Below are 23,405 nucleotides of genomic sequence, written 5' to 3' on the forward strand. Positions count from 1 at the left end.
GGCAACCTTGATGTGGCCTGTTCGGGATTCGATGTCCATCCGATGCTAGCAGCCTCCGGGGGGGAAACGACATAACTATGTAGTGCACGGTGAGTGGCCAGAGGTGATTGAATGGCAAGATTACTGGCCGGGGCGGGATGTGAACGCCTAGACTTCGCCGATCTTCAGTTCAGGAATAGCCCGTGACCTCCATCTTCTGGTACGACTATGAAACCACTGGCATCAATCCCCGCTGCGACCGTCCGCTGCAAGTGGCGGGGATTCGCACCGACTTCGATCTCAATGAAATAGACGAGCCGGTCAATCTTTACTGCCAGCCCAGTGACGACATCCTGCCGCATCCTGCCGCCTGCGCGATCACCGGCATTACGCCCGGCCAGTTAGCTGAACAGGGCTTGAGCGAAGCTGATTTCATGACGCGGGTGCATGCCCAGTTAGCGGCGCCGGGAACGTGCGGTGCGGGTTACAACACGCTGCGTTTCGACGACGAGATGACCCGTTACAGCCTGTATCGAAATTTTTTCGATCCGTATGCACGGGAGTGGCAGGGCGGCAACAGCCGCTGGGACCTGATCGATGTGGTGCGAGCAGCGTACGCGTTGCGTCCCGACGGGCTCGTCTGGCCCACGGACGAAGAGGGACGAGTGACGCTCAAGCTCGAGCGCCTGACCGCCGCCAACAACATCGATCATGGCAATGCCCACGAAGCGCTGTCGGACGTTCGCGCTACCATTGCGCTGGCGCGCCTGATTCGCGAGAAACAGCCCAAGTTGTATGACTGGCTGTTCAAGTTGCGCAGTAAACAAAAGGTGATGGACCAGATTCGCCTGTTGCAACCGCTGGTGCACATTTCCGGGCGCTTTTCGGCGGCTCGCAGCTATGTGGGAGTGGTGCTGCCATTGGCCTGGCACCCGCGTAACAAGAACGCCTTGATTGTCTGCGACTTGCATCTGGACCCCCAGGGGCTGCTGGACCTGGATGCCGATACTTTGCGTCAGCGGCTGTACACCCGTCGCGATGACCTGGCCGAAGGCGAACTGCCTGTGCCACTTAAACTCATTCATATCAACAAGTGCCCGGTGGTCGCGCCGATGTCGGTACTTCGGCCTGAGGATCAGCAACGCCTGGGGCTGGACATGGCGCTTTATCAGGAACGTTCGCTGCGGCTAATCGACGCACAACAAGTTTGGCGAGACAAAGTACAGGCCATTTATGCCAGCGAAGATTTCACGCCAAGCCAGGATCCGGAGCAACAGTTATACGATGGTTTTATCGGTGACCGGGACCGGCGTCTATGTGAGCAAGTCCGAACCTCGGACCCTGCCCAATTATCACAAGAGCAATGGCCTTTCGATGACGAACGTTTACCTGAATTATTGTTTCGTTATCGCGCACGCAACTTCCCCGATACGTTGAATTTCGAGGAGCAAGAGCGCTGGCGAATATTCTGTCAGCAACGTTTGACGGCACCCGAGTGGGGGGCACCCAATACGTTGGATACTTTTTCAGAAGCCGCAGCCCAATTGAACGAAACGGCTACAACGTTTCAGCGAGAGGTGTTGAATGAATGGCAGAGTTATGTTCAGGGACTACGCAAACGTTTGAATCTTTGAAAACGAACATGCCCGGAGAATGAATGGCGGGCATAAAAAAACGCCAGCAATTGCTGGCGTTATTTTTTGTCGCAGTTAATGCTTTGACAAACCCTGTGGCTTAGCCCAGCAGAGTAGCCCAGCCTTCAACCACGTCGCCGCCCCACTTGGCTTTCCACTCTTTCAGAGTTTTGTGGTTGCCACCTTTGGTTTCGATGACTTCGCCGTTGTGCGGGTTTTTGTATTGTTTAACTTTGCGAGCACGCTTGGTGCCAGTAGTTTTTACTGCGCCGCCGCGTGGTGCTTTGGTTTTGGACTCTGGATCCAACAGCGCAATGATGTCACGCAGGGACTTGGAGTATTCGCCCATCAGGGTGCGCAGTTTGCCTTCGAATTCCAGCTCGGTTTGCAGTTTGTCGTCTTGGGACAGGTTCTTCAAACGGGCTTGCAGCTCTTTGATAGCTTCTTCGGTGGCGCGGTATTCGTTGATCAAGGACATGAGGACTACCTTATGTTGGGCGCTGGATGGCAGGGGACAGTGCCGCAATAATAGTCAGGGTGTTTCATCAAGTAAACATTTAACCGGCGTTTTAATTAAATTAGTTTCGATGAAGTAGGCGCAAATTGAGGTGCCGATTAAATAGTGTGATGCAGTCATCACAGATATTCACAAATTGACTCTAGATATCATTTAAAAGATCCCCAGCGCGCGGGAGCGGGTGCTATCAGCGCGGGGGCCGCAGGCCGGTTTTCCGGGTAGTACGTCATCAATACTGCAGTTTTGCTGCGCAGTCGCTAGAATGGCGGCCTTTGCGAAGTTCTGGAGTTTCCCCCTCATGCGCACTTTTCGGCTGGTGATTGCTTGCCCGGACCGCGTCGGCATCGTTGCTAAAGTCAGTAACTTTCTGGCGTCACATAACGGCTGGATCACCGAAGCGAGCCATCACTCGGACAATCTCAGTGGCTGGTTCTTCATGCGTCACGAAATTCGTGCCGATTCGCTGCCATTCGGTATCGAAGCCTTTCGCGAAGCGTTTGCACCGATTGCCGAAGAGTTCTCGATGAACTGGCGCATCACCGATACCGCGCAGAAGAAGCGTGTGGTGTTGATGGCCAGCCGTGAGTCCCACTGCCTGGCCGACTTGTTGCACCGCTGGCACAGTGACGAACTGGATTGCGAAATCTCCTGTGTGATTTCCAACCACGATGACTTGCGCAGCATGGTCGAGTGGCACGGCATTCCGTATTACCACGTCCCGGTCAATCCGCAGGATAAGCAACCAGCCTTCGCTGAAGTTTCGCGGCTGGTCAAACAGCACGACGCCGAAGTGGTGGTACTTGCCCGTTACATGCAGATCCTGCCGCCCGAGTTGTGCAGCGAATATGCCCACAAAGTGATCAACATTCATCACAGCTTCCTGCCGTCGTTCGTGGGGGCCAAGCCGTATCACCAGGCCTCCATGCGCGGTGTGAAGTTGATCGGCGCGACGTGCCACTACGTGACGGAAGAGTTGGACGCCGGGCCGATCATCGAGCAGGACGTCGTGCGTGTCAGCCACAGTGACAGCATTGAAGACATGGTGCGTTTCGGCCGTGACGTCGAGAAGATGGTGTTGGCCCGTGGGCTGCGTTATCACCTGGAAGACCGGGTGTTAGTACACGGCAACAAAACCGTAGTGTTCTGACTGTCATACAACACAGTTGAAATTCGAAGGGCCTGGGCGTTCAATCGCTTCAGGCCCTTCGCCGTTTCTACACTGAGGTTTTGACCATGGCCGATCCACTCGACAAAGCCACTTCCAAGGCACCAGCGACATTAGGCGAGGGATGCTTGAGTCGCTACGATCCGGAGGACATGAGCCCCGAAGATGGTACGGAGTTTCCCGGCGCCGCCGAGTTGTGGGAACAGTTGCAGCAAGAGCCCGATGACACGCCTAAGCCTGCTTGAACTTCAGCAACTTTATCGATCCTGCAGGACATTTCGCCATTGGCCGAGGCGGAGGGGGACGCGACAGCGAGGATTGGTAGTGTCTTGAGACCGCTCTCGCGGGCAAGCCTTCTCTCCCAGGTTCACGCAAAACCCCGGGAATGGGCTTGCCCGCGAAGGGGCCGGTTCAGACACTAGATACGGAAACTGCCTACCAACTGCTTGAGTCGCGCGGCTTGCTGCTCAAGGTCGGAGCACGCCCGCAATGTCGATTGCAGGTTTTCCACACCTTCCTGATTGAGGGTGTTGATCTCGGTAATGTCGACGTTGATCGACTCCACCACCGCGGTCTGTTCTTCAGTCGCCGTCGCCACCGACTGGTTCATCCCGTCGATTTCTCCGATGCGCAAGGTCACGCTGTTCAATCGCTCGCCCGCCAGGTTGGCGATTTCCACGCTGTCCTGACTGTGGCGCTGGCTGTCGCTCATGGTACTGACGGACTCACGGGCGCCGACTTGCAGTTCCTCGATCATGGTCTGCACCTGCTGTGCCGACTCCTGAGTGCGGTGTGCGAGGTTGCGCACTTCGTCGGCCACCACCGCAAAACCACGTCCGGCTTCACCGGCACGGGCAGCTTCGATGGCCGCGTTCAGTGCCAACAAGTTGGTTTGTTGGGAGATGCTGGTGATCACTTCGAGAATTTGCCCGATGTTCACGGTTTTGCTGTTTAGCGATTCGATATTGGTGCTCGAGGCGCTGAGCATGCTCGACAGTTGATTCATCGCTTTGATGCTGCGATCCACCACTTGCTGGCCGTCTTCGGCCAGGCTGCGGGCATCACTGGCCTGGCTCGACGCTTGAGCGGCGTTACGAGCGATTTCCTGGGCGGCGGCACCGAGCTGGTTGATCGCTGCGGCCACGCTGCTGGTGCGCGAGGCTTGTTGGTCTGAGTTGAACATCGACGAGTTCGACGCCGCGACCACACGCAGGGCCACTTCGTTGACCTGGCCGGTGGCCGAGGACACTTCACGGATCGAACCGTGGATACGCTCCACGAAACGGTTGAACGCCGTGCCGAGAACGCCAAATTCGTCGTTGTTTTCAATGGTCAGGCGCTTGGTCAGGTCGCCTTCACCGTCGGCAATGTCGGCCATCGCGCGGGTCATGACGTGCAACGGCTGGATCAGGATGCGGATCAGCATGCCCAGCAACGCGATGATGATGGCCACGGCGATGACGGTCGCTACGACCGCCGAGGCGCGGAATTCGCTGAGCATTGCGTAGGCTTTGTCTTTATCCACCGACAGACCGATGTACCAGTTCACCGAGGACAGGCCTTTGATCGGGGTGAACGTGACGATGCGGGTCTTTCCGTCAACGTCGACTTCACTTAAGTCGTTGCTGATGCGCGGGGTGTTTTTCGGAAACGCCTCGCTCAGGGACTTCATCACCAGGGCTTTGTCCGGGTGAACCAGGATCTTGCCGTCGGCGCTGACCAGGAAGGCATAACCCATGCCGTTGAAGTCCAGCGCGTTGAGGCTGTCGGCGATCACTTGCAAGCTCAGGTCACCACCGACCACACCGATGTTTTGACCGTCTTTGAGCACACTGTTGACGATGGAAATGACCAATTGGCCAGACGCGAGATCGATGTACGGTTCGGTCAGTGCCGAGCCGCTGGCGCTTTGGGCGCTCTTGTACCAAGGGCGAGCGCGAGGGTCATAGCCATCCGGCATTTTGCTGTCTGGGCGGATGATGAAGGTGCCATCCTTGTTGCCCAGATAGGCGCCCATGAAGGTTGACGTCACCGCCTTCTGTTCAAGAAGCTTGGAGACGTTGCCGGTGTCAGCGTTCAATGCGACGTTTTGTGACAGGTTTTCGATCAACAGGCTACGGCCAGCCAGCCAGGTATGGATATTGTTGGCTGTCACGCTGCCCATTTCTTGCAGGTAGTTGTCGAGATTACTGCGTATTGCATTGCGCTGCAGATAGTCGTTGTACAGAGTAAACGAAGCGAAGGCTGCAATTACGACGAGGGCGGCGGCAAGCAAAATTTTATGGCTGAAGCGCAGGTTTTTGTTCATGGCTTGGGGTTCCGCTAAGGTCTTAATGTCCTGAGCGTGCTTTTATAAAGGCACGCAAAATGGGCAGTGTTGAAAACAAGCTGATATTTCCGTCCTCTCCTTAGGGAATTACCGACGCTAATTTCTGTGTGGTCTCGGTTTTTGTATCGGCCGTGCCGGCTCAAAGATTAACCATGGGTGACAAAATGCCTGACTCATTGCAACTCGTTCTCGGCGCTGACCTTGCCGGCCAGCCCATCGCCCAGGCCATGCGTCTGGCGAACCGCCACGGTCTGGTCGCAGGCGCTACCGGGACGGGTAAAACCGTCACGTTGCAGCGCATGGCCGAAGCTTTCAGCGATGCCGGGGTGGCGGTGTTTGCCGCCGACATCAAGGGCGACTTGTGCGGTCTCGGCGCCGCCGGCAACCCGCAAGGCAAGATCGCCGAACGCATTGCCGGGATGCCGTGGCTGAACCACAAGCCCCAGGCGTATCCGGTGACCCTGTGGGACATTCATGGCCAGTCCGGTCATCCATTGCGCACAACCTTGAGTGAAATGGGCCCGTTGTTGCTCGGCAGCCTGCTGGAACTGACCGACAGTCAGCAGTCGGCGCTGTATGCGGCGTTCAAGGTGGCGGATCGCGAAGGGCTATTGCTGCTCGATCTCAAAGATCTGAAGGCGCTGCTCAATCACCTGCGCGACCACCCCGAATTGCTCGGGGACGATGCAGCGTTGATGACCACGGGCTCAAGTCAGGCGCTGTTGCGGCGTCTGGCGACGCTGGAGCAACAAGGCGCCGAAGCACTGTTTGGCGAGCCGGCGCTGCAACTTGAAGACATCCTGCAGCCGACCGCTGACGGTCGCGGGCGCATTCATTTGCTGGATGCCAGTCGCCTGGTGCACGAAGCACCGAAGGTTTATGCGACCTTCCTGCTCTGGTTGCTGGCTGAATTGTTCGAACAATTGCCGGAGCGCGGCGATGCGGACAAACCGCTGCTGGCGCTGTTTTTCGACGAGGCACATTTGCTGTTCGCGGGCACGCCCAAGGCGTTGCAGGACCGCTTGGAACAAGTGGTGCGACTGATTCGCTCGAAAGGCGTGGGGGTGTATTTCGTCACCCAGTCGCCGGGCGACTTACCGGATGACGTGCTGGCGCAGTTGGGTTTGCGCGTTCAGCACGGCTTGCGCGCGTTCACGGCCAAGGAACAGAAATCCTTGCGCGCCGTGGCCGAGGGTTTTCGGCCGAACCCGGCGTTCGATACCTTGTCGGTTTTGACCGAGTTGGGGATTGGCGAGGCGCTGGTCGGCACGCTGGCCGATAAAGGCACGCCGGAGATGGTCCAGCGTGTATTGATCGCGCCACCGCAATCGAGGATCGGGCCCTTGAGCGAGGCGGAGCGTGCGGCGCTGGTGGCCGGTTCGCCGTTGCAGGGCCGTTATGACAAACCGATCGACCGTGAGTCGGCTTATGAAGTGCTGATGGGGCGCAAGGGGTTGGCCCCCGATCCCGATGCGACGCCGGCCAAGCCTGCACCCGAAGAGCCAAGCTTCACTGACCAGGCCGGGGAATTTCTGGGTACGGCAGCCGGGCAGGCGTTGAAGTCGGCCATGCGACAGGCGGCTAACCAGTTAGGCCGACAATTGGTGCGTGGGCTGATGGGCTCGCTGCTCGGCGGCAAAAAAAGCCGCTGAACCCTGTAGGGGCATGGCGTGCCCGCGATGAACGATAACGCGGAGTATCTGTTGCACTGCGGCGCGCCCATCGCGGGCAAGCCATGCGCCTACAGAAATCGGTGATCTCAGGTTTTGGGCTTGGCGTGGGCCGCCAGGCGTTCCAGGGCGGCCCGCAGATTCGGATCGCTGATGCTCTCGGCCGTGGCCTGAATGGTCGCGCCCGCGTTGGGCGACAAACTGATGGTGTGGCCAGCAGCCCCTTGTTGCACGGTTGGCGGCTGCACCTTGAACAGAATCCGCGTCAAACTGGCGAATTCATCAAACATTTGCAGTTGGCGATGCAGGCGCTTTTGCTGATAACGCAAGCGCGTTGCCCAATGACCATCGGTAATGATCAGCAGCAAACTGCCTTCGCGCCACGACGCCACATGGCAATGTTCACGGGCGGCAGGCTGCAATTGGCTTTCGAGCAGACGTTGTAAATGACCCAGGCGTTGAGCCTGGCTGAAAATGGCTTTCAGCGGCTTGGCTTCGCGGAGCAGAACGGCGGGTGCTCTGGCCGTAAGAGGGCGAAATGCCATGATCAGACACCTGAAGTAACAGAGCCGCTATGGTAGCAGAAAGCATCACGTGCACCCGACCCATTGCTTTGCGCTCGCTTTACCCATTAAATCAACAAGTAACTTCTGCAGTGAATGGCTTGAAGTTCAGCAAAAAGCCCTTATTTTAAGTGAGCCCCGTTACAACGCAGTGCATGCATCGTGGAATAACGCCACTTTCCTCACCATCGTTTCCGGGTAGAATGCTCGTTCGCATGCGGCCATGAGGGCTGCACGGGCGACTCTCGGGGCCGCCCTCCATCCCTTTAGTGTGGAAGATCCTGCCGATATGTTTGCGCCTTTGTTAAAGAAACTTTTTGGAAGCAAGAACGAGCGTGAAGTCAAACGCATGCTCAAGACGGTGCAATTCGTCAATGCCTTCGAAGAGCAAATGGTGGCCCTTTCGGACGATCAATTGCGTGCCAAGACAGACGAGTTCAAGGCCCGCATCGCCAAAGGGGAAACCCTCGACAAGCTGTTGCCAGAAGCCTTTGCGGTCGCCCGCGAAGCCGGCAAGCGCGTCATGGGTATGCGCCACTTCGATGTCCAGCTGATCGGCGGCATGACCTTGCATGAAGGCATGATCGCGGAAATGCGTACCGGTGAAGGCAAGACCCTGGTGGCGACACTGGGTGTTTACCTCAACGCGCTGTCCGGCAAGGGCGTGCACGTTGTGACCGTGAACGACTACCTGGCCCGCCGTGACGCCAACTGGATGCGTCCGCTCTACGAATTCCTCGGCCTGACGGTCGGCGTGGTCACGCCGTTCCAGCCGCCGGAAGAGAAGCGCCTGGCTTACGCCGCCGACATCACTTACGGCACCAACAACGAATTCGGTTTCGATTACCTGCGCGACAACATGGCGTTCAGCATGGAAGAAAAATTCCAGCGCGAACTCAATTTTGCCGTAATCGACGAAGTCGACTCCATCCTCATCGACGAAGCCCGTACTCCGCTGATCATTTCCGGTCAGGCCGAGGACAGCTCCAAGCTGTACATCGAGATCAACAAACTGATCCCGCGGCTGGAATTGCACATCGAAGAAGTTGAAGGCGAAGTCACCAAGGCCGGCCACTACACCGTTGACGAGAAGACCCGTCAGGTCGAACTCAACGAAGCCGGTCACCAGTTCGTTGAAGAGTCGCTGACCTCCCTCGGCCTGCTGGCTGAAGGCGAAAGCCTGTATTCGGCGCACAACCTGAGCCTGCTGACTCACGTTTACGCCGGTCTGCGTGCGCACAAACTGTTCCACCGCAACGTCGAGTACATCGTGCAGGACGGTCAGGTTGTCCTGGTCGACGAACACACCGGTCGTACCATGCCGGGCCGTCGTTTGTCCGAAGGCCTGCACCAGGCTATCGAAGCCAAGGAAAACCTGAACATTCAGGCCGAAAGCCAGACCCTGGCATCGACCACGTTCCAGAACTACTTCCGTCTGTACAACAAACTGTCCGGCATGACCGGTACGGCTGACACCGAAGCGTTCGAGTTCCATCAGATCTATGGCCTGCAGGTCATGGTCATTCCGCCGAACAAGCCGCTGGCCCGTAAAGACTACAACGACCTGGTGTTCCTGACGGCCGACGAGAAGTACGCGGCCATCGTGGCGGACATCAAGGAAAGCATGGCCGCTGGCCGTCCGGTACTGGTAGGTACGGCGACCATCGAAACCTCCGAGCACATGTCCAGCCTGCTCGTGAAGGAAGGCATCGAACACAAGGTTCTGAACGCCAAGTTCCACGAAAAAGAAGCCGAGATCATTGCCCAGGCCGGTCGCCCAGGCGCACTGACCATCGCCACCAACATGGCCGGTCGTGGTACCGACATCCTGTTGGGCGGTAACTGGGAAGTGGAAGTGGCTTCCCTTGAAGATCCAACGCCAGAGCAGATCGCCCAGATCAAGGCCGACTGGCAGAAGCGTCACCAGCAAGTGCTCGAGTCGGGTGGCTTGCAGGTTATTGCTTCCGAGCGTCACGAATCGCGCCGTATCGACAACCAGCTGCGCGGTCGTGCCGGTCGTCAGGGCGACGCCGGTTCCAGCCGTTTCTACCTGTCGCTGGAAGACAGCCTGATGCGTATCTTTGCCTCTGATCGGGTGAAGAACTTCATGAAGGCCCTGGGCATGCAGCCAGGCGAGGCGATCGAGCACCGCATGGTGACCAACGCCATTGAAAAGGCTCAACGCAAGGTTGAAGGCCGTAACTTCGACATTCGTAAGCAACTGCTCGAGTTCGACGACGTCAACAACGAACAGCGTAAAGTGATTTATCACATGCGTAACACGTTGCTGGCCGCTGACAACATTGGCGAGACCATCGCCGATTTCCGTCAGGACGTACTCAACGCCACTGTCAGCGCACACATTCCACCACAGTCGCTGCCTGAGCAGTGGGACGTGGCCGGTCTGGAAGCGGCGTTGCAGAGCGACTTCGGTGTGGCGCTGCCGATCCAGCAATGGCTCGACGAAGACGATCACCTGTACGAAGAAACCCTGCGCGAGAAGCTGATGCAAGAGCTGATCGCGGCGTACAACGAGAAAGAAGACCAGGCGGGCGCCGAAGCGCTGCGCAGTTTCGAGAAGCAAATCGTTCTGCGCGTGCTGGACGACCTGTGGAAAGACCACCTGTCGACCATGGACCACCTGCGTCACGGCATCCACTTGCGTGGCTATGCCCAGAAGAACCCGAAGCAAGAGTACAAGCGCGAGTCGTTCACGCTGTTCTCCGAGCTGCTGGATTCGATCAAGCGCGACTCTATCCGTGTGCTGTCCCACGTTCAGGTTCGCCGCGAAGACCCGATCGAAGAAGAGCAACGCCTGCGTCAGGAAGCCGAAGCGCTGGCTGCTCGCATGCAGTTCCTGCACGAGGAAGCGCCGGGCCTGGAGCAACCTGAACAGTTGGGTGAAGAGATCGATGTGGCCCTTGCCACCGCTCCGGTTCGCAACGAGCAGAAGCTGGGCCGCAACGAGCTGTGCTACTGCGGTTCGGGCAAGAAGTTCAAGCATTGCCACGGGCAGATCCAGTAAACCCCGTTTCAATCGCTGAAATACCCGCGCCGCGACCGGCTTCAGCCGTCGCGGCGTTTTGCCATTTAACACCGCCGTTCATATGACGGGGATGACTACATTTTTTAAGGAGCGCATTCATGGCTGTTGGTCTTGGTCCTTTGCCAACGTTGCACCCGGTTGCCGGTTTTGAACTCGGTATTGCCTCGGCCGGCATCAAGCGCCCGGGGCGCAAGGATGTTGTGGTCATGCGCTGTGCCGAAGGCTCCACGGTCGCGGGCGTCTTCACGCTGAACGCTTTTTGCGCAGCGCCGGTCATCCTGGCCAAGCAACGTGTGCAAGGCCCGGTGCGTTACCTGTTGACCAACACCGGCAATGCCAACGCCGGTACTGGCGAACCCGGCCTGGCCGCCGCCGAGCGTACTTGCGCCAAACTGGCTGAGTTGACCGGTGTCGACGCCAGCCTGGTGCTGCCGTATTCCACCGGCGTAATCGGCGAGCCGCTGCCGGTCGAGAAAATCGAAGGCGCGCTGCAAGCCGCTCTCGACGACCTGTCGATCCACAACTGGGAAGCGGCCGCCACCGGCATCATGACCACTGACACCCTGCCAAAGGGTGCCAGCCGCCAGTTTGAGCATGACGGTGTGACCATCACCGTGACCGGCATCAGCAAAGGCGCGGGCATGATCCGTCCGAACATGGCGACCATGCTCGGCTACATCGCCACCGACGCCAAAGTGTCCCGTGACGTGCTGCAAAACCTGCTGCTGGACGGTGCCAACAAGTCGTTCAACCGCATCACCATCGATGGCGACACCTCGACCAACGACTGCTGCATGTTGATTGCCACCGGTCAGGCGGCGCTGCCGGAAATCACCCGCGCTGAAGGCGAGTTGTTCGCCAAGTTGAAACAAGCGGTGTTCGAGGTGTGCATGGACGTGGCCCAGGCCATCGTTCGTGACGGCGAAGGCGCGACCAAGTTCGTCACCGTCGAAGTCAACGGCGGCGGCAATCATCAGGAATGCCTGGACGTGGGCTACACCGTGGCCCACTCGCCGCTGATCAAGACGGCCTTGTTCGCTTCCGATCCGAACTGGGGGCGCATCCTGGCAGCCGTTGGCCGTGCCGGCGTACCGAACCTGGACGTGAGCAAGATCGACGTGTTCCTTGGTGAAGTGTGCATTGCCAGCCGTGGCGCACGGGCCGCGACGTACACCGAAGCCCAGGGCGCTGCAGTGATGCAGCAGGAAGAGATCACCATCCGTATCGAGTTGGGTCGCGGCGACTGCAGCGAAACCATCTGGACCACCGACTTGTCCCACGAATACGTGAAAATCAACGCCGAGTACCGTACTTAAGACCGAGTCGCTCCTATCGCGGGCAAGCCCGCTCCCACAGTTTTGTGTCGTTCACAACACACCCTGTAGGAGCAAGGCTTGCCCGCGATGAAGGACGACCAGACACTGAAGATTCCGGTCTGTACCCCTCATCAAAAGGTCCCGAACATGAGCCTCCACCTGATCATCGGCGACAAACTGCTTTCCTCCTGGTCGCTGCGTGGCGCCTTGGCCCTCGACCTGACGGGCGCGGCCTACACCGAAGAACTGATCAAGCTGGGTCAACCAGACACCCGCGCGCGCCTGCTCAAGTATTCGCCCGCCGGCAAGGTCCCGCTGCTGAAAACCGAACACGGTACCATCGCCGATTCCCTGGCCATCGCCGAGTATCTGGCGGAGCAGTTTCCCGAGGCGGGCCTCTGGCCCAAAGACACCGCCGCCCGTGCTCAGGCGCGTTCGGCCTGCGCGCAAATGCACTCCGGGTTCTTTGCCATGCGTGGCAACATGCCATTCGACCTGAGTCACGATGCGCCGCTGTCGCCAACAATTCCTGACGTTGAGGCCGACATCCAGCGCATGCTCGCGCTGTGGGCTGAATGCCGCGCGGTGGCCACCGATACCGGTCCGTTCCTGTTCGGCAGCGCGACGTTGGCCGATGCGATCTTCGCGCCAATTGCTGTACGTCTGCGCACCTATCAGGTGAAGTTGCCGGCAGCGGATGAAGCCTACGTCGAAACGATCTACCAGTGGCCGGCCTTCAAAGCCTGGCAAAAGGCGGGTCTGGAGGAGATAGGGCAGTGAAACGAGTCCATGTAGCTGCCGCGGTTATTCGTGATAACAGCGGCAAGATTCTTATCGCACGCCGTGCCGACACTCAGCATCAGGGTGGCTTGTGGGAGTTTCCCGGTGGCAAGGTCGAGGGTGACGAATCCGTCGAAACCGCGCTGGCCCGTGAGCTTCACGAAGAGCTGGGCATTGTGGTCACCGCTGCGCGCCCCCTGATCAAGGTTCATCACGACTACCCGGACAAGCACGTGTTGCTGGACGTCTGGGAAGTTTCCGCGTTTACCGGCGACCCCCACGGCGCTGAAGGCCAGCCATTGTCCTGGGTGACGCCGCGGGAGCTGGTGGATTATGAGTTTCCCGCGGCCAACCAGCCAATCGTTGCTGCTGCACGGTTACCCGCCGAGTATTTGATTACCCCCGAAGACCTGGAAACCCCGGCATTGCTGCGCGGCATCCAGAAAGCCGTCGCGGGGGGGATCAAGCTGATCCAGCTACGGGCTCCCAACGGCTACGATCCGAAGTACCGCGATCTGGCGGTGGATGCGGCAGGGCTGTGTGCCGGCAAGGCGCAGCTGATGATCAAGGGGCCTTTCGAATGGCTGGGAGACTTCCCGTCCGCCGGATGGCACATCACGGCGGCGCAGTTGCGCAAGTACGCAGCGGCGGGTCGACCGTTACCGGCCTCGCGCTGGTTGGCGGCGTCGTGCCACAACGCTGAAGAGCTGGCGCTGGCCGAGCAGATGGGCGTGGACTTTGTGACCCTGTCGCCGGTGCAGCCAACCCTGACACATCCCGGTGCGGAGCCATTGGGGTGGGAGCAGGCTTCGGTGTTGATCGAAGGGTTCAGTAAGCCGGTGTTCCTGTTGGGCGGTGTTGGCCCGGCAGAGCGGCAACAAGCCTGGGAAGCAGGGGCGCAGGGTGTGGCTGGGATTCGGGCGTTCTGGCCTGAGGCTTGATATTGCGGTGATGCGACTGCCGCCATCGCGAGCAAGCTCGCTCCCACAGGGGATCGCATTTCTACAGGAGGAACTCGGTCAACTGTGGGAGCGAGCTTGCTCGCGATGGCGTCTTTGAATACACCGACTAAACCTGAGGTTTCGCCGCCGCCTGCCAAAGTATCTCGGCAATGCCTTGGCGCTTGGCAATCAGCCGCGCCACCACAAACAGTAAATCCGACAACCGATTGATATACGCCAACCCAACCCCGGCCAACGGTTCAAGCGCATTCAATTGCTGGCAACGCCGCTCCGCACTGCGTGCCAGGCTTCGGCACACATGTGCTTGGGCAATCAGCGCTGAACCACCCGGCAAGATGAAGTTTTCCAGCGGCCCCAACTCTTCATTCCAGCGATCAATTGCCGCTTCCAGGCGTTCGATTTCCGCGGCATCCAGTGCCTGATACACCGGCATAGCCAGTTCGCCGCCGAGGTCGAACAGCCGATGCTGGCAAGGCGCCAACACCTCGATCACCTCGTTCAAACCCGGGTATTGCGCGCTTTGGGCGGCCAAACCGGCCAGCAGCACGCCGACCTGACTGTTCAACGAATCGACTTCGCCAATCGCCTCGATTCGCGGGTGGTCCTTGGGTACCCGGCGACCATCTCCGAGCCCGGTTTCGCCTTTGTCGCCAGTGCGGGTGTAAATCTTCGACAAGCGAAAGCCCATGGGTTACCTCGATAGCTGATTGAGTTCTTGAGAGACGACCGGCGTACCCGACAAGGGCAGGCGCAACGTGAAACAGGTGCCTTGGCCCGGCGTCGACTGCACTTCCATCTGGCCCTTGTGGTTGTTGGTGATGATGAAATAGGAGACCGACAGGCCCAGGCCCGTGCCCTGGCCGATTTCCTTGGTGGTGAAGAACGGCTCGAACGTACGTTTGCGCACGTTCTCGCTCATGCCGATGCCGTTGTCCTCGACCTGGATTTCGGCCCATGGCGGGTTCAGTCGGGTGCGCAGGATGATCCGCCCCGGCTCGCTGTCATCCTCGCGCTGATGAATGGCCTGGGCCGCGTTTTTCAACAGGTTGAGCAGTACTTGTTCCAGCTCGTTGGCCGTACCGGGCACCGGACCCAGCGCCGGATCGAACTGGCGAATGATCGCCTGGCCCTTGAAGTCGAAACCGATCGCCAGATCAAAGTCGTTACCGGCGATGTCCACCGCTTGATCGATCAGTGCCGGCAGGTCGCACGGGGCCATTTGCCGGGTGCTGCGGCGGCTGAAACTGAGCATGTGCGTGACAATTTTCGCCGCACGGGCACCGGCCTGCTGAATGCCATCAAGCAGTTGCGGTACTTCGCGCACTTGCAGGTATTGGTTGACCGTTTCCAGCTCGATACCGATCTGCTCGGCTTGCTCCATGTTCTTCGGCAAGTCCGGCGACAGGCGTCGGCGTATGTTCTGCACGTTGTGCAGGATCGCGCCCAACGGGTTATTGATTTCGTGGGCCATGCCGGCGGCGAGGCCGCCTACGGAAAGCATTTTTTCCGACTGCACCATCATTTCTTCCAGCGACAGACGCTGGGTAATGTCGTCGATGCGGATCACCACGCCACGCCCGGCGCCGCCCATCAGCGGGTAAAAGGTCAGGGCGTAGTGTTTGGGCTCATCATCCTTGAACCACGTTACACGCTCGATCTTGGCCACGGTGTGTTGCTCGACGGTTTGCTTGAGCTGTGGCAGAAACGGTTTCAGCGGTTCGAAGGCGAGGAAGATCGGCTGGTTCAAGGCTTCGTCCAGGCGTGTGCCGGACAAGGCGCTGGCTTCCTGATTCCACTGGGTAACGTAGAGCTGCTCGTCGAGGGCGATGAGTGCCGACGGCATGGAGTCGATGATGCTGTTGAGGTAGTTCTGGAAGCCTGTGAGTTTCTTTTCGATTTTGCTGCGCACCTGGACTTCGAGTTCCAGCTTGCGGTTGGTGTGGCGTGTTTCTTCGGCAAGGCCTTGGGCTTGATCGTATGCAGCCTGGGAGTCGTCCCGGGCACGCTTGAGCTGCTGCTCCCGGGCCTCGATCCGCGAGAGCATGGTGTTGAACGCCTCGGCGAGGCTGCCGATTTCGTCGTGGTTGCCACGGGAGGCGCGCAGCGCGTAGTTCTCTTCGCGGGTGACTTGCCGGGACAGTTCTTCAAGCTCATGGATAGGTCGGGTAATCAGGCGTTTGATCTGCCGTGCGATCACCAGCCACAACAGCACGCTGAAGATCAGAATGCCGAGGCTGGCGGTGAGGGTGCCGGTGTAGAACGCCATCGGCAATTCACTGCTGGCCACCAACAGCAAGTGGCCGGGGTCGGTGCCGGGGCGGGGCAGGGTGATCAATTGATTGCTGCGGAACTCGGTCGCTTGCCAGGCTTCAATGTGCTGGTAGCGCCCCGGCAGGCTCAGTTTGTCGCCGTGCTGCAACTGCGCCAGCCGTTCACCCTTGCCGTCATAAAGGGCTGCCGCACGCAGCGGCGAGTAACTGTCGAGCTCCTTGAGCAGGCGTTCGGCGTTTTGTGGCGACTTCAAGGCGTCGGCCACCAGGCTCGGGTTGGACACCAGTCGGCCAATGGTCTGCAGGGCTTGGGGGGCCATGCTTTCCTGGGAGATGTAATACGACGCGCTGATGAAGGTCAGGTTGGCGACCAACAGGATGGTGATCAACAGCACCAGCAGGGCGGCCAGCAACTTCTGGCCGACGGGGAGGTTTTCGAGGCGCTGGCGCAATGGCATCAGGTTCGTCGCTTGAATGGAACAAGTGGCCAGCGTAGCCGCTGCTCAGTCGCTGGGCAATCCAAGGCTGTGCAGATGGGCAATCAGCCGCTGCTGCAGTTGATTAAGGTGGGGCAGGTTGACCTGGTGTCTCGCCGCAACTTTGCAGGCATAGCCCAGCAGATAGCTGATTTCGGTGCGCCGCTCACTCGCGACGTCCTGGTACATCGAGGAGTAATTGGCCGCCGTGGCATGGATCACTCGCTCGACCTCCTGCTGCAGGTCCTGGGCGGCAGCTGGCTGACCGCAGCACTCCAGCAGTTCGGTCAATTCGACGCAGAGGGTGGCGACTTCGCAGTGATGTTCCTGCAAACCGCCATTGCGACAGTTGTGCAAGACCGTCAGGGGATTGATCGCACAGTTGAGCGCCAGTTTACGCCACAGCCTTCTCAGGATGTCGGTGCTCCACTCATGAGGAATCCCGGCGGCCGTCAAATCGTCCAGCCAGATCGGCGCCACCGGATGGCCGGCATCGCCGAGCCACGTGTAACCGTGGCCGGCAAACACTACACGCCAGTCACCCTCCCGAAAGGCGCCTTCCGTACTCGATGCGCTCACGCAACGGGCTTGCGGCACCTGCGCCGCGACGGCGTCCTGACTGCCAAGGCCGTTTTGCAACAGGATCAGTTCGGCGTCCGGCGTCAGGCGCGACGCCAGTTGCGCGACGGCTTTCTCGGCGTCGTAGGCCTTGCAGGCGACCAGCAAGCGGCTGATCGGCCCCACGCTGTCCGGTGTTTCGCCGGGGATGTCATAAGTGCGGGCTTCGCCGTGTTCGACCAGGGTCAAGCCGCCAGCAGCTTGATAGGCCTGCAAACGCTGTTCACTGCGTACGATCAGCCTGACCGGCAATCCGGCCCGCGCCAGACGCGTGGCCCACAACGTGCCGAGGCTGCCGGCGCCCAATACATGCCAAGGGGTCGACATCAGCTTTTTATCCGGTTTGTGGCAGGCATGTGAGGCTCGCAGTATGGCTTGGAAAAGACCCGTTATAATGAGCCCGATTTTAACCGCAAGCCAAGCGCGCGCCATTGCAATCGAGCGCGCCTTTTTATTGGAGAGATTACATGCCGTCGTTCGACGTGGTATCCGAACTGGACAAACACGAAGTCACCAACGCGGTCGAAAACGCCGTCAAGGAACTCGATCGTCGTTATGACCTGAAGGGCAAGGGTACTTTTGAGTTCAAGGAAAAGGACCTGACCGTCAACCTGACCGCCGAGGCCGACTTCCAGCTCGAAGCGATGATCGAGATCCTCAAGCTCGCGCTGGTCAAACGCAAAATCGACGTGCAGTGCCTTGAAGTCAAGGATGCCTATGCGTCGGGCAAGCTGATGAAGCAGGAAGCGGTCCTCAAGGAAGGCATCGACAAAGAACTGGCGAAGAAGATCGTCGCTCACGTCAAAGACGCCAAGCTCAAGGTTCAGGCCGCCATTCAGGGCGAGCAAGTGCGCATTACCGGCAAGAAACGTGACGATTTGCAGGAAGCCATCGCCGCCCTTCGCGCCAAGACGTTCGACATGCCGCTGCAGTTCAACAACTTCCGCGACTGATCGACCAGGCGGGAACCTCTCGGCGTTTTCGGCGTCCGAGGCCCAAGCAACGGCAGAAATGATTGAGCCTCTGGGGTTTGGTCTTTCTGCCGCTCATTTTTTAGCGTGCCGCAAATCAGGAGAAACAAGATGGATCTGAATGCTGAAGTGGACAACCTGGTCAAGGCTTCCCAAGCCTGGATTCCAATGATCATGGAATACGGCAGCCGCGTGTTGCTGGCCGTCATCACGCTGGCCATCGGTTGGTGGCTGATCAATAAAGTGACGCAAAAACTCGGCGGCTTGCTGGCGTTGCGTAATGCAGATCTTGCGTTGCAAGGGTTTATCAGCAGCCTGGCGAACATCATTCTCAAGGTTTTGCTGATTGTCAGCGTGGCCTCGATGATCGGCGTGGAAACCACTTCGTTCGTCGCCGCAATCGGTGCCGCCGGTCTGGCCATTGGTCTGGCCTTGCAGGGCAGCCTGGCGAACTTCGCTGGCGGCGTGCTGATTCTGTTGTTCCGTCCGTTTCGTATTGGTGACTGGATTGAAGCTCAGGGGGTTGCCGGTACTGTCGACAGCATTCAGATCTTCCATACCGTACTGCGTACCGGCGATAACAAAACCATCATCGTACCTAACGGCAACTTGTCGAACGGCATCATCACCAATACCAATCGTCAACCCACGCGCAAAGTAGTGTTCGATGTGGGTGTCGATTACGAAGCGGACTTGCAGAAGGCACGTGAAGTACTGCTGGAATTGGCCAAAGATCCACGCGTATTGGCAGATCCGGCACCTCAGGCTGTTGTTTCTACCTTGGGTGACAGTTCGATCACTCTTTCGCTTCGCGTCTGGGTAAAGACTGCGGATTATTGGGACGTGATGTTTATGTTCAACGAACAGTCCCGTGATCGTTTGAAAACTGCTGGTATTGATATCCCTTTCCCACAGAGGGTTATTCGCGTGGTTCAGGAATCTGCTGCGCAGTGATTGATTTTCAAGTCAGTGCCTGACTCTTCGGTCAGGCAAGTTTTGCATGATTTTTGATCGTTTAAACGCGCAGTTGACACCAACGAAAAAGGCCCATCCGAAGATGGGCCTTTTTTTGATTACCGCAAACTAACTTTCTGCAATTACAGAATGTTGAGTGGGTAGTCGGTGATCAGGCGGAACTCAGAGATATCGCCTTCGCCTTCGTCAGCATTGGCGGAGTGCCATGCTTGACGGATGCGGAACGACAGATCTTTGGCTGGGCCGGTTTGAATGACGTACTTAACTTCCACGTTGGTTTCGTGGTGTTTGCCGTCTGCACCGTACAGACCAGCGTAAGGGCTGCCTGCTGGAGTGTTGGTACCGTCGATGTCCCAACCTTTAACGTAACGGGTCATGAAGCTCAGACCAGGTACGCCGTATTCGGCCATTTTCAGGTCGTAACGGGCTTGTACCGACTTCTCGCCTGGGGCGTTGAAGTCAGAGTACTGGATGGAGTTGGCGAGGAAGATCGAGTCGCCACCGCGGTTGTTTTTACCCACACCGATGTAGTCGAACGGGGTATCGCCGTTCACTTTCTGGAAGCCCAGGGTCAGGGTGTGTGCTTTCAGGAACGAGTAAGCAGCGGCCAGCGAGTAGGCGTTGTTGCTGATTTCGCCTGCTTTAGCGTTACCGGTGTCCTTGGTGTTGTAGTAGTTACCGTCGAAGTTAATCGAGTTGTCGCCGCCCAGTGCGAGGGTGTAGTTCGCGTTGGCGTAGTACTGGTTCCAGACGTCTTCGAGCTTGGCACCGTAGAGCGAGAAGCTCAGGTCCGGGGTAACGCCGTACTTGCCACCGAAGTAGTCGATGGAGTTGGCTTGCACGCCGGCGTAGGTAGCCCACAGGGAACCGTCACGAGCGTTCTTGTCCTGGCTGGTCGCCGAGTAGAAGTGACCGGCTTCGAGGTCGAGGTCTGTAACTTCGCTGCTCTGCAGTTGGATACCGCTGGCAGTTTGGTGAAGAATGCGGGAGCCGCCTACAGCGAACACCGGAGAGGTGCTTGGCTGCATGTCGCCGACTTTCAGCTCGGTCTTGGAGATGCGGAACTTGGCGGCAGCGCCGGCCTTGCCCTGGCTGTTGTTGACTTCGCCATCAGAGTCCACGGACATGTTGCCGGAACCAGAATACTTGTCGGAACCGTCCAGCTTAATGGCCAGTTGGCCCCAAGCTTCAACGCCAACACCGATCAGACCTTGGGTGTAGCCAGAGCTGTACATGCCCTGAATGCCCTGGGTCCAGTCTTTGTCATCGACTGCGCCGTCTTTCTTGTTACGGTTGTAGTAGTAGTTGCGAACCAGCAAGTCGAGCTTGCTGTCTTCAACAAAACCTTTGGCTTCTGCCTGGTCGCTTACGAAAGGTGCGGCTACTGCCAACTGAGTACTGGCTGCTGCTGCAACTGCCAGTGCGATCATGCTCCACTTCATCACGCGCATCGTGATTTGCTCCTTTGGTTTTAGAAGAGTACTGCCGTCCCACCTGATTTATTATCTGGGCGGCTCTTTCTTTTTGTGTCGGCGCAAACTTATATCACGCCGACCATGTTGGCGATACTTGCGTATCTAACCTTTCAGCTTCTTTACGACCGTGTCGCAAACAGCTTGGTAGATGTCGCAAATTTACAGCCTCAATGCAAGCGGGCCGGCAACTTTAACGTTGTTTTCCAGGGCTTGAACATCGGTAAAAAGAGTCCTTGGTGAAACGTTTGAATCTCCATCGGGCAACCCTGCCGCTGTTTTTATTTGCCTTGAACCTTCCACTTCCAGCAGAGGCATCCAAGGCGATGTGGGTGTGAATGCAACAAGCGTGCACAAATCAGACATTTGTTGCGATTTTTTTCTGATGGCCCGCCTAACGCTGTAAAAACCTCATAAAACCGGGCGTTTCAAGCACGTTTTGTTCGGCTTGACGCCACTGATTACATCGTGCTTCAACATTTGGGTCGCCGCCGTGACAACCAAAAATGTTACCGGTTCACCCCGCTAGTGAGTAAATGGCGGATGCTGACGCAATCAGCGTAGACGAGCTGTGCGGTTTTGGTGCAAAAAATTTTAATTGCTGTACTGAATTCATACAGTGCTGTCATTTGGCCGAATCGAACGCATCGTTGTTAATCAAGTATTTCGGCGTTTTGGCTCGGGTCGTGGGTTCTGTAATGGTGCGTTTGGGCAATAAGTGACTCATGGCGGGGCGCGTGCCGGGTCGTGAAGCAAGCGCCGTTCACAGGTATGCTGCCGTCCTGTCGCTTGGCGCACCGTCCCTCGGGAGGGGCGCTAAGCTGAAATTGAGAACCCGGCGGGAGTGCGCACAGTGTTCGCTTTAGATCCACGGCTCCAACAAGACACGTTACCGATCGGGGATTTCCCGCTTTGCCGGTTACTGTTGTCTAACGATTCGAATTACCCCTGGTTCATCCTGGTGCCTCGTCGCGACGATATCAGCGAGATATTTCAGTTGGATGGCGCCGATCAGCAACAGTTGTGGCAGGAGACGACCGCATTGGCGGAAACCCTCAAGGATTCGTTCGACGCCGACAAGTTGAATGTCGCGGCTTTGGGTAATGTCGTCAGTCAGTTGCACATGCATGTGATTGTGCGCAAGCAGGACGACGCCGCCTGGCCGGCTCCGGTCTGGGGCAAGCTGCCCGCCAAACCCTACAACGCAGATCAGATCGCCGCGATTCGCGAGCGGCTGCGTTTGGTATTAACCGAAGACTTTACGTTTCTGGAGGGTTGAATCATGAGCCTGGAAGAACGCGTTACCGATCTGGAGAGCCAATTGGCCTTTCAGGATGACACCATCCAGGCATTGAGCGATGTGCTGGCGACCCAGCAGCGCGCGGTTGAGCGCCTTCAGTTGCAAATGGCAGCACTGCTCAAGCGGCAGGAAGAAATGGCTGGCCAGTTCGAAACCTTTGAAGAAGAAGCGCCACCACCGCATTACTAAAATGCGTGCAATAAAAAACCGCGAACAGCCAGCCTGGCTGTTCGCGGTTTTTTTTAGCCTTGGATCAGCGGCGCGGCAGTGCGGCGATCACATCTTCGGCTTGCAGGCCTTTGTCGCGGTTCATGACAGAGAACTCCACGCGCTGGCCTTCGACCAGAACACGGTGACCTTCACCGCGAATGGCCCGGAAATGCACGAAAATATCATCGCCGGAGTCGCGGGAAATAAAGCCGAAGCCTTTGGAGGTGTTGAACCATTTTACGGTGCCGGTATCGCGGTTGCTCATGTCATAGCTTGGCGAGGCGGCGGCCGGTGAAGATTTGTAGAAGCTGACACCCAGGTGCAGTAAAACGCCGGCCAGGGCAGCCACCAGGCTGAACAGAACGGCAGGCTGGCCGGCGATGACAGGCATCGGCGCGAGCAGCGTCAGGATTTGCAGGAAGACAGCCAGCACCAGCAGAGCGCTGACCAGGTTTTGCAGTTGGTGACGCGGGCCTTTGTTCCAGTAAGGGATGACAGGAGCAAGGGTGAGGTTCAACAGGCCGAAAAAGGCCAGGTACAGTGCATCGGGTTGTTGCAGGTAAGGTACCGCTTCAGATCGCAGGCTAGGGATGAAGGACAGCAGCAGGGCTGCTGCGCCCGTTAGCAAGTGGACGATTTTCAACATTTTGATTAACTCACGTTAAGACGGATCACAAGGAAGAGCTGATTGAGTACGGTTCGCTTCAGAACAATAAGAGGCGTTGGGCACGTTCCCGCTATCAGCCTATGCGCAGCCCCCGGAAAATAGGCGGCAGCGACACACGGTCTATTTAACAGCAAAGCCTGCAGCTACTCAAATCAGGCAGTCAGGCGGTGCTGTGGGGGGGGCGATTTGTCCTGGGTCAGTGCGTCATTCGGGGCGGCGGGATGTCGGCAGGTTTGTTATGCGCGGCTTTCTTCTATTAAGGAAGAGGTCGGAGTGCTCACCGCCGATCTGCTGACCCCGCGTATGCAGGTGCATGAGAAAACCGCCTGGATGTTACGGTCCTTGCTGGATCAGTAATCTCGCCAGTACGCGAATGATGCCGTTGAGGTGTCGTTCGCGTTTTGTCCTTCTACTTCTTCAAGTCTCTTTTGTGCGGGTTAAAACTCGTCTGGGCATGTAGGAAAACGGCCGGCCTAGGACGGTCT

Annotated in this window: 20 protein-coding genes and 1 pseudogene; 13 read left to right on the top strand and 8 right to left on the bottom strand. The window is 58.0% G+C overall.

Annotated elements, in window-relative coordinates:
• Positions 1-182: 182 nt before the first annotated feature.
• Positions 183-1,613: an exodeoxyribonuclease I gene (gene sbcB, locus BMS17_RS18310; RefSeq protein ID WP_046033271.1), complete on the top strand. Its 1,431-nt coding sequence runs from the start codon at positions 183-185 to the stop codon at positions 1,611-1,613.
• Positions 1,614-1,713: 100 nt separating this feature from the next.
• On the opposite strand, the gene mvaT is transcribed toward sbcB, so the two are convergent.
• The gene (gene mvaT, locus BMS17_RS18315) at positions 1,714-2,091 is read right to left on the bottom strand and encodes a histone-like nucleoid-structuring protein MvaT (protein WP_007933316.1); all 378 of its coding nucleotides are present in this window, start codon (positions 2,089-2,091) and stop codon (positions 1,714-1,716) included.
• Between the two features lie 337 nt (positions 2,092-2,428).
• Here mvaT and purU point away from each other — a divergent pair, with 337 nt between their 5' ends.
• Together purU and BMS17_RS30385 are read left to right on the top strand one after the other, a co-directional pair.
• On the top strand, positions 2,429-3,277 hold the full coding sequence (purU, locus tag BMS17_RS18320; RefSeq protein WP_077431375.1) for a formyltetrahydrofolate deformylase: 849 nt from the start codon (positions 2,429-2,431) through the stop codon (positions 3,275-3,277).
• Between the two features lie 86 nt (positions 3,278-3,363).
• On the top strand, positions 3,364-3,540 hold the full coding sequence (locus tag BMS17_RS30385; RefSeq protein WP_175648978.1) for a hypothetical protein: 177 nt from the start codon (positions 3,364-3,366) through the stop codon (positions 3,538-3,540).
• Between the two features lie 173 nt (positions 3,541-3,713).
• On the opposite strand, the gene BMS17_RS18325 is transcribed toward BMS17_RS30385, so the two are convergent.
• A complete protein-coding gene (locus tag BMS17_RS18325; protein ID WP_046033273.1) occupies positions 3,714-5,603 on the bottom strand; it encodes a methyl-accepting chemotaxis protein in 1,890 nt (629 codons plus the stop codon).
• Between the two features lie 185 nt (positions 5,604-5,788).
• On the opposite strand from BMS17_RS18325, the gene BMS17_RS18330 reads away from it, so the two are divergent.
• Positions 5,789-7,276: a helicase HerA-like domain-containing protein gene (locus tag BMS17_RS18330; protein ID WP_077432197.1), complete on the top strand. Its 1,488-nt coding sequence runs from the start codon at positions 5,789-5,791 to the stop codon at positions 7,274-7,276.
• 107 nt (positions 7,277-7,383) lie between these two features.
• Here BMS17_RS18330 and BMS17_RS18335 read toward each other — a convergent pair whose 3' ends face one another.
• Entirely contained in the window at positions 7,384-7,839 is a 456-nt protein-coding gene (locus BMS17_RS18335) for a DUF721 domain-containing protein (RefSeq protein WP_046033274.1), read from the bottom strand.
• Between the two features lie 307 nt (positions 7,840-8,146).
• On the opposite strand from BMS17_RS18335, the gene secA reads away from it, so the two are divergent.
• From secA to BMS17_RS18355, 4 genes are all read left to right on the top strand, one after another.
• A complete protein-coding gene (secA, locus tag BMS17_RS18340; protein WP_046033275.1) occupies positions 8,147-10,882 on the top strand; it encodes a preprotein translocase subunit SecA in 2,736 nt (911 codons plus the stop codon).
• 119 nt (positions 10,883-11,001) lie between these two features.
• Positions 11,002-12,219: a bifunctional glutamate N-acetyltransferase/amino-acid acetyltransferase ArgJ gene (argJ, locus tag BMS17_RS18345; RefSeq protein ID WP_046033276.1), complete on the top strand. Its 1,218-nt coding sequence runs from the start codon at positions 11,002-11,004 to the stop codon at positions 12,217-12,219.
• A gap of 147 nt (positions 12,220-12,366) precedes the next feature.
• Positions 12,367-12,999 carry a glutathione S-transferase family protein gene (locus BMS17_RS18350; RefSeq protein WP_046033291.1) on the top strand — a complete coding sequence of 211 codons (633 nt, stop codon included), beginning with the start codon at positions 12,367-12,369 and terminating at the stop codon, positions 12,997-12,999.
• On the top strand, positions 12,996-13,940 hold the full coding sequence (locus BMS17_RS18355; protein WP_046033277.1) for a Nudix family hydrolase: 945 nt from the start codon (positions 12,996-12,998) through the stop codon (positions 13,938-13,940). Before BMS17_RS18350 ends, BMS17_RS18355 begins: the two co-directional genes overlap by 4 nt.
• 127 nt (positions 13,941-14,067) lie before the next feature.
• Here BMS17_RS18355 and BMS17_RS18360 read toward each other — a convergent pair whose 3' ends face one another.
• From BMS17_RS18360 to BMS17_RS18370, 3 genes are read right to left on the bottom strand one after another with little or no spacing between them, the layout of a single operon-like run.
• Positions 14,068-14,649, bottom strand: a complete 582-nt coding sequence (locus BMS17_RS18360; RefSeq protein ID WP_046033278.1) for a cob(I)yrinic acid a,c-diamide adenosyltransferase — start codon at positions 14,647-14,649, stop codon at positions 14,068-14,070.
• A 3-nt stretch (positions 14,650-14,652) separates the two neighbouring features.
• Entirely contained in the window at positions 14,653-16,689 is a 2,037-nt protein-coding gene (locus tag BMS17_RS18365) for an ATP-binding protein (protein WP_046033279.1), read from the bottom strand.
• 45 nt (positions 16,690-16,734) lie between these two features.
• The gene (locus BMS17_RS18370) at positions 16,735-17,652 is read right to left on the bottom strand and encodes a putative 2-dehydropantoate 2-reductase (RefSeq protein ID WP_046033280.1); all 918 of its coding nucleotides are present in this window, start codon (positions 17,650-17,652) and stop codon (positions 16,735-16,737) included.
• A 140-nt stretch (positions 17,653-17,792) separates the two neighbouring features.
• On the opposite strand from BMS17_RS18370, the gene BMS17_RS18375 reads away from it, so the two are divergent.
• Both BMS17_RS18375 and BMS17_RS18380 read left to right on the top strand, forming a co-directional pair.
• Entirely contained in the window at positions 17,793-18,278 is a 486-nt protein-coding gene (locus tag BMS17_RS18375; RefSeq protein WP_007906601.1) for a YajQ family cyclic di-GMP-binding protein, read from the top strand.
• A gap of 129 nt (positions 18,279-18,407) precedes the next feature.
• Positions 18,408-19,250, top strand: coding sequence for a mechanosensitive ion channel family protein (locus BMS17_RS18380; RefSeq protein ID WP_046033281.1), 843 nt, complete (start codon positions 18,408-18,410; stop codon positions 19,248-19,250).
• A gap of 143 nt (positions 19,251-19,393) precedes the next feature.
• On the opposite strand, the gene BMS17_RS18385 is transcribed toward BMS17_RS18380, so the two are convergent.
• Complete coding sequence (locus tag BMS17_RS18385; protein WP_046033282.1) at positions 19,394-20,722, bottom strand: OprD family porin; 1,329 nt, start codon at positions 20,720-20,722, stop codon at positions 19,394-19,396.
• Between the two features lie 874 nt (positions 20,723-21,596).
• On the opposite strand from BMS17_RS18385, the gene BMS17_RS18390 reads away from it, so the two are divergent.
• Positions 21,597-22,022, top strand: a complete 426-nt coding sequence (locus BMS17_RS18390) for an HIT domain-containing protein (RefSeq protein ID WP_046033283.1) — start codon at positions 21,597-21,599, stop codon at positions 22,020-22,022.
• Between the two features lie 3 nt (positions 22,023-22,025).
• Positions 22,026-22,232 carry a SlyX family protein gene (locus BMS17_RS18395; RefSeq protein WP_008029236.1) on the top strand — a complete coding sequence of 69 codons (207 nt, stop codon included), beginning with the start codon at positions 22,026-22,028 and terminating at the stop codon, positions 22,230-22,232.
• 64 nt (positions 22,233-22,296) lie between these two features.
• Here BMS17_RS18395 and BMS17_RS30855 read toward each other — a convergent pair whose 3' ends face one another.
• Positions 22,297-22,899 carry a cold-shock protein gene (locus BMS17_RS30855; protein WP_046033284.1) on the bottom strand — a complete coding sequence of 201 codons (603 nt, stop codon included), beginning with the start codon at positions 22,897-22,899 and terminating at the stop codon, positions 22,297-22,299.
• Between the two features lie 258 nt (positions 22,900-23,157).
• Here BMS17_RS30855 and BMS17_RS29960 point away from each other — a divergent pair.
• Positions 23,158-23,277 (top strand): annotated as a pseudogene (locus tag BMS17_RS29960) (DNA starvation/stationary phase protection protein); the annotation flags it as partial.
• Positions 23,278-23,405: the final 128 nt, after the last annotated feature.

This window comes from Pseudomonas sp. C9 (assembly GCF_002000165.1).
GTDB lineage: Bacteria > Pseudomonadota > Gammaproteobacteria > Pseudomonadales > Pseudomonadaceae > Aquipseudomonas.